The 12,240-nt window shown below is 35.7% G+C and carries 10 protein-coding genes and 1 tRNA gene; 10 read left to right on the top strand and 1 reads right to left on the bottom strand.

Annotated elements, in window-relative coordinates; genetic code table 11:
* The first annotated feature begins 40 nt into the window (after positions 1-40).
* The 10 genes from GQS07_RS02285 to GQS07_RS02240 all read left to right on the top strand — a co-directional run bounded on the left by GQS07_RS02285 (position 41) and on the right by GQS07_RS02240 (position 11,684).
* A tRNA-Trp gene (locus GQS07_RS02285) sits at positions 41-111 on the top strand.
* A gap of 16 nt (positions 112-127) precedes the next feature.
* Complete coding sequence (gene secE, locus GQS07_RS02280; protein WP_090405211.1) at positions 128-325, top strand: preprotein translocase subunit SecE; 198 nt, start codon at positions 128-130, stop codon at positions 323-325.
* An 18-nt stretch (positions 326-343) separates the two neighbouring features.
* On the top strand, positions 344-898 hold the full coding sequence (gene nusG / locus GQS07_RS02275) for a transcription termination/antitermination protein NusG (protein ID WP_158209441.1): 555 nt from the start codon (positions 344-346) through the stop codon (positions 896-898).
* Between the two features lie 55 nt (positions 899-953).
* Complete coding sequence (gene rplK / locus GQS07_RS02270; RefSeq protein WP_090405216.1) at positions 954-1,391, top strand: 50S ribosomal protein L11; 438 nt, start codon at positions 954-956, stop codon at positions 1,389-1,391.
* Between the two features lie 18 nt (positions 1,392-1,409).
* Positions 1,410-2,099, top strand: coding sequence for a 50S ribosomal protein L1 (gene rplA, locus GQS07_RS02265; RefSeq protein WP_090405218.1), 690 nt, complete (start codon positions 1,410-1,412; stop codon positions 2,097-2,099).
* A gap of 23 nt (positions 2,100-2,122) precedes the next feature.
* Positions 2,123-2,611 carry a 50S ribosomal protein L10 gene (rplJ, locus tag GQS07_RS02260; protein WP_090405220.1) on the top strand — a complete coding sequence of 163 codons (489 nt, stop codon included), beginning with the start codon at positions 2,123-2,125 and terminating at the stop codon, positions 2,609-2,611.
* An 86-nt stretch (positions 2,612-2,697) separates the two neighbouring features.
* Complete coding sequence (gene rplL, locus GQS07_RS02255) at positions 2,698-3,066, top strand: 50S ribosomal protein L7/L12 (RefSeq protein ID WP_090405223.1); 369 nt, start codon at positions 2,698-2,700, stop codon at positions 3,064-3,066.
* Between the two features lie 128 nt (positions 3,067-3,194).
* A complete protein-coding gene (rpoB, locus tag GQS07_RS02250; protein WP_158209440.1) occupies positions 3,195-7,007 on the top strand; it encodes a DNA-directed RNA polymerase subunit beta in 3,813 nt (1,270 codons plus the stop codon).
* Between the two features lie 69 nt (positions 7,008-7,076).
* Entirely contained in the window at positions 7,077-11,372 is a 4,296-nt protein-coding gene (gene rpoC / locus GQS07_RS02245; protein ID WP_158209439.1) for a DNA-directed RNA polymerase subunit beta', read from the top strand.
* 3 nt (positions 11,373-11,375) lie between these two features.
* Positions 11,376-11,684 carry a DUF3467 domain-containing protein gene (locus GQS07_RS02240; RefSeq protein ID WP_158209438.1) on the top strand — a complete coding sequence of 103 codons (309 nt, stop codon included), beginning with the start codon at positions 11,376-11,378 and terminating at the stop codon, positions 11,682-11,684.
* Between the two features lie 178 nt (positions 11,685-11,862).
* Here the strand turns inward: GQS07_RS02240 and GQS07_RS02235 are convergent, their stop codons facing one another.
* On the bottom strand, positions 11,863-12,240 hold the full coding sequence (locus tag GQS07_RS02235; protein ID WP_158209437.1) for a hypothetical protein: 378 nt from the start codon (positions 12,238-12,240) through the stop codon (positions 11,863-11,865).

The following is a 12,240-nucleotide window of genomic DNA, read 5'->3' as shown; positions in this document are numbered from 1 at the left end:
TAGAAAGTCAGTGGTTTAGGCCACTGACTTTTATTAACAAACGGGTGTAGTTCAAGGGTAGAATAGCGGTCTCCAAAACCGTTGATGGGGGTTCGAATCCCTCCACCCGTGCAAAAACAATATAATCATGGCAAAAGTTTTTAATTACATATCAGAGGCTTTTACGGAGTTAAAAAGTAATGTTACTTGGTCTCCGTGGTCAGATGTTCAACGATACACTATAATTGTTGCTGTCTTTGCTATCTTATTTTCCCTTGCAACTTGGGGAGTAGATTCAGGGTTTGGTAAAGTTTTAGGAGTGTTTTATAGTTGGGCGAGAGCATAAGGAAATAAAAAAAATATTATGGCTGATACAAGTGTCAAAAAATGGTATGTGGTTCGTGCGGTAAGTGGACAAGAGAATAAGGTTAAAAATTATATTGAATCTGAAATCTCTCGCTTAGGTTTAGCTGATTACTTATCACAAGTTTTAGTACCAACTGAGAAAGTTGTTACAATTAATAAAGATGGTAAAAAGAAAACTACAGATCGTGTTTACTTCCCAGGCTATGTAATGATTGAAGCAAGTTTGACAGGTGAGGTTCCTCACGTTATTAAATCAATCAATGGAGTTATCGGTTTCTTAGGTGAGACCAGAGGTGGAGAACCAGTTCCATTGAGAGAATCAGAAGTAAACAGAATGTTAGGTAGAGTTGATGAGTTAGCTGTTAAAGTTGACAAAGGAGCAATCCCTTACACTGTTGGTGAGTCTGTTAAAGTTACAGATGGACCATTTAATGGATTTGATGGTACAATCGAAAACATTAATGAAGAGAAACGCAAGCTTGAAGTAATGGTTAAGATTTTCGGAAGAAAAACACCATTGGAGTTAAGCTTTACGCAAGTAGAAAAATTATAATGTTACATACATACACATCTTGCTTCCAATTGAGATGTGCCAAATTTTTTAAGAAATGGCAAAAGAAATTAGTAAAGTAGTTAAACTACAAGTTAAGGGAGGTGCTGCGAATCCTTCGCCACCGGTTGGACCTGCTTTGGGGGCTGCTGGAGTTAACATCATGGAGTTCTGTAAACAATTCAATGCAAGAACACAAGATAAACCCGGTAAAGTTTTACCAGTACAAATTACTGTGTACAAAGACAAATCATTTGACTTTGTTGTTAAGACGCCACCTGCTGCTGTTCAATTATTAGAGGCTGCGAAAGTGAAAACTGGATCTGGTGAGCCTAATAGAAAAAAAGTAGCAAGCGTTACTTGGGAACAAGTACGTGCTATTGCGGAAGACAAAATGCCTGATTTAAATGCATTTACTGTTGAAGCGGCTATGAGTATGATAGCTGGTACTGCAAGATCTATGGGAATAACAGTAACAGGAAATGCTCCTTTTTAATTGTAAAAGAAAGAAGAAATGGCAAAATTAACGAAAAAGCAAAAAGAAGCTGCTGCAAAAATTGAAAAGAATACTTTATATTCTTTGAAAAGTGCATCTGTATTATTAAAAGAAGTTGCTTCTGCAAAATTTGACGAATCTGTAGATATCGCTGTACGTTTAGGTGTAGACCCTCGTAAAGCAAATCAAATGGTGCGTGGTGTAGTTACTTTACCTCACGGTACAGGTAAAGATGTTAGAGTGTTAGCATTAGTTACTCCTGATAAAGAAGCTGAAGCTAAAGCTGCTGGTGCTGACTATGTTGGACTAGATGAGTACCTTCAAAAAATTAAAGACGGTTGGACAGATGTTGATGTTATCATCACTATGCCTGCTGTTATGGGTAAATTAGGTCCTTTAGGTCGTATTTTAGGACCAAGAGGTTTAATGCCAAACCCTAAGACAGGTACAGTTACTATGGACGTAGCGAAAGCTGTTCAAGAAGTAAAAGCTGGTAAAATCGATTTTAAAGTTGATAAAACTGGAATTGTTCACGCTTCTGTTGGTAAAGTGTCTTTTGATGCTGATAAAATTACTGAGAACGCGGCTGAACTTATTCAAACATTAATCAAATTAAAACCAACTGCAGCTAAGGGTACTTATATCAAGTCTATTCATATATCTAGTACTATGAGCCCTGCTATTGCTTTAGATCCTAAAGCAGTATAATTGGTAAATAAAAAATTTCACGTATGACTAGAGAACAAAAAGCAGTAGCGATTGAAGAGTTAAAAGCTAAATTAGCTGAATCAAACATCTTCTATATCACTGATATATCAGGACTTAATGCGGAAGTTACTTCAAACTTTAGAAAAGCTTGTAACAAAGCTGGAATTAAATTAGAAGTAGTTAAAAACACTTTGCTTGCAAAAGCAATGGAGTCTTCTGACAGAGGTTATGAGGAGTTACCTTCTATCTTAAAAGGAAATAGTGCTATTATGTTTGCTGATGTTGCTAACGCACCAGCTAAAGTTATTAAAGAGTTCAGAAAGAAAGCTGAGAAACCAGCTATCAAAGGAGCTTACATCATGGAAGAAGTGTATGTAGGTGAGAACTTATTAGAGACATTAGTAGCTATTAAATCTAAAGAAGAAGTTATTGGAGAAATCATTGGATTACTTCAATCTCCAGCTCAAAGAGTTATTTCAGCTCTTAAAAACCAATTTAAAGACGAAGAATAGTCCTTGTACTACACTAAGTTTTTAAATGTTCAAGATGAACGCACATTAATAAATTATATTTTTACAAATCATTAAAAGATAGAAAAATGGCAGATTTGAAACAATTCGCAGAACAATTAGTTAACTTAACAGTTAAAGAAGTTAACGAATTAGCAACTATATTAAAAGACGAGTACGGAATCGAACCAGCTGCTGCTGCTGTAGTAGTTGCAGGTGGTGCTGAAGGTGGTGCTGCTGAAGAGCAAACTGAATTCACAGTTGTATTAAAAGAAGCTGGTGCTTCTAAATTAGCTGTAGTTAAAGCTGTTAAAGAATTAACAGGTTTAGGATTAAAAGAAGCTAAAGATATCGTTGACTCAACTCCAGCAAACATCAAAGAAGGTGTTTCTAAAGATGAGGCAGAAGGTCTTAAAAAATCATTGGAAGAAGCAGGAGCTGTTGTTGAGCTTAAATAAGCTTTTTTCAAATAATATTTTAGGTTTAGGTCTTGGGATGCGTCCCAAAGGCCTAAACCATTTTGCGTCTAATATATTTTCGGCGCAAAATTCTATTTAAATTCTTAATCAAAATTTTTTGTCCATTGATGATCACAAATCAGACTGAAAGATTAAATTTTGCCTCTACAAAGAATATTCCGGCTTATCCAGATTTTTTGGATATTCAGGTAAAGTCTTTTAAAGATTTCTTTCAATTAGAAACTAAATCTGAAGAGAGAGGTAAGGAAGGTTTATACAATACCTTCATGGAGAACTTCCCGATCACTGATACAAGAAACCAGTTCGTATTGGAGTTCCTTGATTACTTTGTTGATCCTCCTCGTTATTCAATCGAAGAATGTATTGATAGAGGACTGACTTATAGCGTTCCGTTAAAGGCTCGTTTGAAGTTATACTGTACTGATCCTGAACACGAAGATTTTGAAACTATAGTTCAAGATGTTTATTTAGGAACAATACCGTATATGGCTCCAAGCGGTACTTTCGTAATCAATGGTGCTGAGCGAGTTGTTGTGTCACAGTTACACCGTTCACCTGGTGTTTTCTTTGGACAGTCATTCCATGCAAATGGAACTAAGTTATATTCGGCGAGAGTAATTCCTTTTAAAGGATCATGGATTGAGTTTGCTACCGATATTAATAGCGTGATGTATGCTTATATCGATAGAAAGAAAAAATTACCTGTTACAACATTATTCCGTGCAATTGGATTCGAAAGAGACAAGGATATCCTAGAGATTTTCGACCTTGCAGAGGAAGTTAAAGTATCAAAAACAGGTCTTAAGAAATACATTGGACGTAGACTTGCTGCACGTGTGTTAAACACATGGCATGAAGACTTCGTTGATGAGGACACTGGAGAGGTTGTGTCAATTGAGAGAAATGAGATTGTTTTAGACCGTGATACAGTCCTAGATAAAGACAATGTCGAAGAAATCATTGACGCTAACGTTAAAACTGTTCTTTTACATAAAGAAGACAATAATCAGGCAGATTATGCCATCATACATAATACATTACAGAAGGACCCTACTAACTCTGAAAAAGAGGCAGTAGAGCACATCTACCGTCAATTGCGTAATGCAGAACCGCCTGATGAGGAGACTGCACGTGGTATTATTGATAAATTGTTCTTCTCTGATCAACGTTACAATCTAGGTGAAGTTGGTCGTTACAGAATGAACAAGAAATTAAATCTTGATACTCCAATTGACAAACAAGTTTTAACAAAAGAGGATATTATCACTATTGTTAAGTACTTGATTGAATTGATTAACTCAAAAGCTGAGATTGATGATATTGACCACTTATCAAACCGTCGTGTTAGAACAGTAGGTGAACAATTATCTGCTCAGTTTGGTGTTGGTTTAGCTCGTATGGCAAGAACAATTCGTGAGCGTATGAATGTACGTGATAACGAGGTGTTTACTCCAATCGACTTGATTAATGCTAAGACTTTATCATCAGTTATTAATTCATTTTTTGGAACTAACCAGTTATCTCAGTTTATGGACCAAACGAATCCATTGGCAGAGATTACACACAAACGTCGTTTATCAGCTTTAGGACCTGGAGGTTTATCAAGGGAAAGAGCAGGTTTCGAGGTGCGTGACGTTCACTATACTCACTACGGACGTTTATGTCCTATTGAGACACCAGAGGGACCAAACATTGGTTTGATTTCGTCTTTAGCTGTTTATGCTAAAGTAAATAATATGGGATTCATCGAAACTCCTTACCGTCCTGTTGTAAACGGACAAGTGGATATCGTTAATGATCCTATTTATTTAAGTGCTGAAGAAGAGGAAGGTAAATTAATTGCGCAAGCTAACGTACCTGTAGACGCTGTTGGTAATATGACTGACGAGCGTGTAGTTGTTAAAGAGGAGGGGGATTTCCCAGTAGTTGAACCGAAAGATATTCATTTTACTGACGTTGCTCCTAACCAAATTGCTTCTATTTCTGCATCTTTGATTCCTTTCTTAGAGCATGATGATGCCAACCGTGCATTGATGGGATCTAACATGATGCGTCAAGCGGTTCCTTTATTACGTCCTGAATCTCCAATTGTAGGTACAGGATTAGAAAGACAAGTAGCTTCTGATTCTCGTGTTTTAATTAACGCTGAAGGAGAAGGTACTGTTGAGTATGTTGATGCTCAAAAAATCATTATTAAATATGACCGTACTGATGAAGAACGTCTAATTAGTTTTGATCCAGATGAGAAAACATACAACTTAATTAAGTTTAGAAAAACTAACCAAAGTACAAGTATCAACTTGAAACCGATTGTAAGAAGAGGTGATAGAGTTACTAAAGGTCAAGTACTTTGTGAAGGTTATGCTACTCAATTAGGAGAGTTAGCTTTAGGTCGTAACTTGAAAGTGGCGTTTATGCCATGGAAAGGGTACAACTTCGAGGATGCTATCGTAATTTCTGAGAAAGTAGTACGTGAAGATATCTTTACATCTATCCATATTGATGATTATACATTAGAGGTTAGAGATACTAAATTAGGTAACGAAGAGTTAACTAATGACATCCCTAACGTTAGTGAGGAAGCAACAAAAGACTTAGATGAAAATGGTATGATCCGTATCGGTGCTGAAGTAAAACCTGGTGATATTTTAATTGGTAAGATTACTCCTAAAGGAGAATCAGATCCAACTCCAGAAGAAAAATTACTTCGTGCAATCTTCGGTGATAAAGCTGGAGACGTTAAGGATGCTTCATTAAAAGCTTCACCATCTTTAAGAGGGGTTGTTTTAGATAAGAAATTGTTCGCAAGAGCAGTAAAAGATAAACGTAAACGTTCTAAAGATAAAGACGAATTGGCTTTATTAGAGACTAAGTTTGAAGTTAAATTCAACGAGTTAAAAGAGCGTTTAGTTGAAAAATTATTCTTCATCGTGAATGGTAAAACATCTCAAGGTGTATTGAATGATTTAGGAGAGGAAATTTTACCAAAAGGTAAGAAATTCACTCAAAAAATGTTATATGCTGTTGATGACTTCGCTCATTTAACAAAAGGACAATGGACAACTGATGAGGATACAAATGGTATGATCACAGACTTGATTCACAACTACAAAATTAAATTAAACGATCTTCAAGGAGTTCTTAGAAGAGAGAAATTTATGATTACTGTAGGAGATGAGTTACCATCAGGAATTTTGAAATTAGCAAAAGTTTATATAGCTAAGAAACGTAAATTACGTGTAGGTGATAAAATGGCAGGACGTCACGGTAACAAAGGTATCGTAGCGAGAATCGTTAGAGACGAGGATATGCCATTCTTAGAAGATGGAACACCAGTTGATATTGTGTTGAATCCACTTGGGGTACCTTCTCGTATGAACATCGGTCAGATTTATGAAACAGTATTAGGATGGGCTGGATTAAAACTTGGTAAAAAGTTTGCGACACCTATTTTTGATGGTGCTGAATTAGATCAGATTAATGCGCTTACAGATGAGGCAGGAATTCCTCGTTTTGGACACACTTATCTGTATGATGGTGGTACAGGAGAAAGATTCCACCAAAGAGCAACAGTTGGTGTTATCTACATGCTGAAATTAGGACACATGGTTGATGATAAGATGCACGCGCGTTCTATTGGTCCTTACTCATTAATTACGCAACAACCATTAGGAGGTAAGGCTCAGTTTGGTGGTCAGCGTTTTGGAGAGATGGAGGTATGGGCTTTAGAAGCATACGGAGCATCAAGTACACTACGTGAAATCTTGACGGTAAAATCGGATGACGTTATTGGTAGAGCGAAAACTTACGAAGCAATCGTTAAAGGAGAAACTATGCCAGAGCCAGGATTACCTGAATCATTCAATGTATTGATGCATGAATTAAAAGGTCTTGGATTAGACATCAGATTAGAAGAATAAACTAAGATTATAGGGTAAGCAGTTAACGCTGCTTACTCTTTATCATACACTTTAACAAGTAAGTTTACCATGAATAAAAATAAAGAGAAAAATACCGTAAAAAGGTTTAATAAAATCTCAATAGGTTTAGCTTCTCCAGAATCTATTCTAGCAGAATCGAGAGGTGAGGTTTTGAAACCTGAAACAATTAACTATCGTACTCATAAACCAGAACGTGATGGTCTTTTCTGTGAACGTATTTTCGGTCCTGTAAAAGATTATGAGTGTGCTTGTGGTAAGTATAAAAGAATCCGTTACAAGGGGATCGTATGTGACCGTTGTGGGGTTGAAGTTACTGAGAAGAAAGTACGTAGAGATAGAGTTGGTCACATCAATTTAGTTGTGCCTATCGCTCACATTTGGTACTTCCGTTCTTTACCTAACAAAATTGGTTATATCTTAGGACTTCCGTCTAAGAAATTAGATATGATTATTTACTATGAACGTTATGTAGTTATTCAAGCTGGTATAGCTAAGAACGTTGATGGTGAACCTTTAAATCGTTTAGATTTCTTAACTGAAGAGGAGTATTTGAATATCTGTGATACTCTTCCGATGGAAAATCAATATTTAGATGATACAGATCCTAATAAATTCATCGCTAAAATGGGTGCTGAATGTATTATGGATTTATTAGCTACTACTGACTTAGATAAGTTATCTTATACTTTACGTCACGCAGCTAATAATGAAACATCTAAACAAAGAAAAACTGAAGCGTTAAAACGTCTTCAAGTTGTAGAGTCTTTCCGTGAGTCTAATTTAAACCGCGAGAATAGACCTGAGTGGATGATCTTGAAAGTAATTCCTGTTATTCCACCAGAATTACGTCCATTAGTTCCATTGGATGGAGGTCGTTTTGCTACTTCTGATTTGAATGATTTATATCGTCGTGTAATCATTAGAAACAACCGTTTAAAACGTTTAATGGAGATCAAAGCTCCTGAAGTAATTTTACGTAATGAAAAACGTATGCTTCAAGAAGCTGTAGATTCATTATTTGACAACACAAGAAAATCTTCTGCTGTTAAAACTGAATCTAACCGTCCTTTGAAATCTCTTTCTGATTCATTGAAAGGTAAACAAGGTCGTTTCCGTCAAAACTTATTAGGTAAGCGTGTTGACTATTCTGCTCGTTCGGTAATTGTTGTTGGACCAGAATTGAAATTATACGAATGTGGATTGCCAAAAGATATGGCAGCTGAATTATACAAACCTTTCGTTATTCGTAAGTTAATCGAAAGAGGAATTGTTAAGACAGTAAAATCTGCTAAGAAAATTATAGATAAGAAGGAGCCAGTTGTTTGGGATATCTTAGAAAACGTGATTAAAGGACACCCGGTATTATTAAACCGTGCTCCTACGTTACACAGATTGGGTATTCAAGCTTTCCAACCTAAGTTAATCGAAGGTAAAGCTATTCAATTACACCCATTAGTGTGTACGGCATTCAACGCCGATTTCGATGGTGACCAGATGGCAGTTCACTTACCTCTTGGACCAGAAGCAATCCTTGAGTCTCAATTATTGATGTTAGCTTCTCACAATATCTTGAACCCTGCGAATGGTGCACCTATTACTGTACCGTCTCAGGATATGGTTCTTGGTTTATATTACATGACTAAGTTACGTAAGAGTACTCCAGAAGAAATTGTGTTAGGTGAAGGATTGACTTTTTACTCTGTAGAGGAAGTACATATTGCAATTAATGAAGGTAAATTAGAATTAAATGCTGGTGTTAAAGTTCGTGCAAAAGACTATAATGAAGCAGGAGAATTAGTTTACCAAATCATAGAAACAACTGCAGGTAGAATTTTATTTAATGAAGTTGTACCAGAAGTTGCAGGTTATATTAATGAGGTATTGACTAAAAAATCTTTAAGAGATATTATTGGTCGTATTCTTAGTATAACTGATGTACCAACAACTGCTGCGTTCTTGGATGATATTAAGAGCATGGGATACGGTTATGCATTCCGTGGTGGATTATCATTCAGTTTAGGAGATATTATTATTCCTCCACGTAAGCAAGAGTTGATTGATGATGCTAACCAACAAGTAGATCATATTACTATGAACTATAATATGGGGCTTATCACAAATAACGAGCGTTACAATCAGGTTATTGATGTTTGGACTTCTACAAACGCAATGTTAACTGAATTAGCGATGAAGAACATTCGTGAAGATAAACAAGGATTTAACTCAGTATATATGATGTTGGATTCTGGAGCGAGGGGTTCTAAAGAGCAGATTCGTCAGTTAACAGGTATGCGTGGTTTGATGGCTAAACCTAAAAAATCTACTGCTGGTGGTGGTGAAATTATTGAGAATCCAATTCTTTCTAACTTTAAAGAAGGTCTTTCGATTTTAGAGTATTTCATTTCTACTCACGGTGCTCGTAAAGGTCTTGCGGATACGGCGTTAAAAACAGCGGATGCTGGATACTTAACTCGTCGTCTACACGACGTTGCACAGGATGTAATTGTTAATTCAGTTGACTGTGGTACTTTAAGAGGAATTGATGTTAAGCCACTTAAGAAAAATGAAGAGGTTATCGAATCATTAGGAGAAAGAGTTTTAGGACGTGTTGCTCTTAATGCTGTAGTTAATCCTTTAAATTCTGAAGTGATTGTTGGTGCTGGTGAAGAAATCACGGAGGCTATCGCAAAAGCTATTAACGCTGCTCCAATTGAATCAGTTGAAGTTAGATCTCCACTTACTTGTGAAGCTAAAGTTGGAATCTGTGCTAAATGTTACGGACGTAACTTAGCAACTGCAAGAATGGTTCAAAGAGGTGAAGCTGTTGGGGTTATTGCTGCTCAGTCTATTGGTGAGCCTGGTACACAGTTAACATTAAGAACATTCCACGTAGGGGGTACTGCTGGTAACATTTCTGAAACATCAAGTATTAAAGCTAAGTTTAAAGGTCGTCTTGAAATGGAAGACTTAAAAACTGTAGCAGGTGAGGATAACGAAGGAAATGCAATTAATATTGTAATTTCTCGTTCTACTGAAGCTAAATTATACGATGCTAACACAGGAATTTTATTAACTACTAATAACATCCCTTACGGTTCTACTATTTACGTTAAAGATGGTGACGTTGTTGAAAATGATACTGTAATCTGTAAATGGGACCCTTATAATGGTGTAATTGTTTCTGAGTTTACTGGTAAAGTTGCTTATGAAGATATCGAACAAGGACAAACGTTCATGGTTGAAATTGATGAGCAAACAGGATTCCAAGAAAAAGTTATTACTGAATCAAGAAACAAAAAATTAATTCCTACTTTATTAATTTATGGTAAAGATGGTGAGTTAATACGTTCATACAACTTACCTGTAGGTTCTCACTTAATGGTAAATGATGGAGATAAAATTAAAGCTGGTAAAGTTTTAGTTAAGATTCCTCGTCATACATCAAAAGCAGGGGATATTACTGGAGGTTTACCAAGAATTACGGAGCTATTAGAAGCTCGTAATCCTTCAAACCCAGCTGTAGTATCTGAAATTGATGGTGTAGTGTCATTTGGTAAGATCAAAAGAGGTAACAGAGAGATCATTGTTGAATCTAAAACAGGAGATATTAGAAAATACTTAGTTAAGTTATCTAACCAAATCTTAGTTCAAGAGAATGACTATGTGAAAGCTGGTTTACCATTATCAGACGGAGCTATTACTCCAGACGATATTTTAAGAATTCAAGGACCATCTGCTGTTCAACAGTATTTAGTAAATGAGATTCAAGAAGTATACCGTCTTCAAGGGGTAAAAATTAGTGATAAACACTTTGAGGTGGTTATCCGTCAAATGATGCGTAAAGTTAAAATCCAAGATCCAGGAGATACATTATTCTTAGAAGATCAATTAGTTCACGCAGGTGACTTTATCCAAGAGAATGATAGATTGTACGGAATGAAGGTTGTAGTTGACGCTGGAGAATCTGATAACCTTGTAGAAGGACAGATTGTTACAACGAGAGAACTACGTGATGAGAACTCTTTATTGAAACGTGAGGATAAAAACTTAGTAGTAACGCGTGATGTTATGCCTGCTACAGGTACTCCAATGCTTCAAGGTATTACAAGAGCATCGTTACAAACTAAATCGTTCATCTCTGCTGCATCGTTCCAGGAAACAACTAAGGTGTTAAACGAAGCTGCTGTTGCAGGTAAAGTTGACGGCTTAAACGGATTGAAAGAGAACGTTATTGTTGGTCATAGAATTCCTGCTGGTACAGGGATGCGTTCTTACGAAAGCATCGTTGTAAGTAGCTTGGAAGAAGATGGTTTTTTAGATAAAGAAAACGAATTAAATTTCTAAGAAATGAATGAGGAACAGAATCAATTCAATATTGAATTGGATGAAGTAACTGCTGAAGGTACTTTTTCAAATTTGGCTATTATTAATCATTCAAACACTGAGTTTGTAGTTGATTTTGTGAATATCATGCCAGGTGTACCTAAGGCAAAAGTGAAGTCGAGAATTATTTTGACTCCACAACATGCAAAAAGGTTATTGACTGCTTTGCAAGATAATATTCAACGTTTCGAAGCAAGTAATGGTGAAATAAAGGATGTGGATTCTCCACCAAGTTTATCAACTATTAACTTTGGTCCCAAAGGACAAGCTTAATCGTTAAGACATAAAGAAAAAGGTCTACTATAAATAGTAGACCTTTTTTTATTTAGTAAGAGTATAAAAAAATAAAATAATACTGATAGTTATAAGCTAATAGACTTAGTTTTATTATGGCTTTCGTAAAATTAAGAAAGGAATATTCCTTTGCTTTCTATTAGCTTAAAATCTCTTACTATTTTCTTATTTGGATAATTATTTGCTTAAACAGATCATCAATTTTTAATTGTATTATAAGATTAGCAGGTAGGTTTTGCATCAAAATAGATAGTGTTTTTAAAGCTTTAGATAAGATATCTTTTTCTTTTTCATATTGTCTATTTGCTCTATATAGTTTTGCTAAACTTAAACATGTTGTTACATAACAATCACAAAAGGGTATGTTTTCATTTAAACAGTTCCAAATGTTAATTTGTAATATCTCAGCTCTAATCAGTGCTTCTGTATATGTATTTATAGCGTGTATATGTTGTCCTTCATTAGCGAGTTGAATGGCTTTTTGAGTTTTCTTTTTCCAACTATTTTCGATTAATACTAAACATTCTGCACTCAT

This window comes from Myroides phaeus (assembly GCF_009799805.1).
Classification (GTDB): domain Bacteria; phylum Bacteroidota; class Bacteroidia; order Flavobacteriales; family Flavobacteriaceae; genus Flavobacterium; species Flavobacterium phaeum_A.
The sequence above is the reverse complement of the archived record's forward strand: the minus strand, read 5'-3'. Positions and strand labels throughout refer to the sequence as shown.

Coding starts and splice junctions, on each gene's coding strand:
- secE (WP_090405211.1), top strand. CDS start 128: ATGGCAAAAGTTTTTAATTACATATCAGAGGCTTTTACGGAGTTAAAA.
- nusG (WP_158209441.1), top strand. CDS start 344: ATGGCTGATACAAGTGTCAAAAAATGGTATGTGGTTCGTGCGGTAAGT.
- rplK (WP_090405216.1), top strand. CDS start 954: ATGGCAAAAGAAATTAGTAAAGTAGTTAAACTACAAGTTAAGGGAGGT.
- rplA (WP_090405218.1), top strand. CDS start 1,410: ATGGCAAAATTAACGAAAAAGCAAAAAGAAGCTGCTGCAAAAATTGAA.
- rplJ (WP_090405220.1), top strand. CDS start 2,123: ATGACTAGAGAACAAAAAGCAGTAGCGATTGAAGAGTTAAAAGCTAAA.
- rplL (WP_090405223.1), top strand. CDS start 2,698: ATGGCAGATTTGAAACAATTCGCAGAACAATTAGTTAACTTAACAGTT.
- rpoB (WP_158209440.1), top strand. CDS start 3,195: ATGATCACAAATCAGACTGAAAGATTAAATTTTGCCTCTACAAAGAAT.
- rpoC (WP_158209439.1), top strand. CDS start 7,077: ATGAATAAAAATAAAGAGAAAAATACCGTAAAAAGGTTTAATAAAATC.
- GQS07_RS02240 (WP_158209438.1), top strand. CDS start 11,376: ATGAATGAGGAACAGAATCAATTCAATATTGAATTGGATGAAGTAACT.
- GQS07_RS02235 (WP_158209437.1), bottom strand. CDS start 12,240: ATGAGTGCAGAATGTTTAGTATTAATCGAAAATAGTTGGAAAAAGAAA.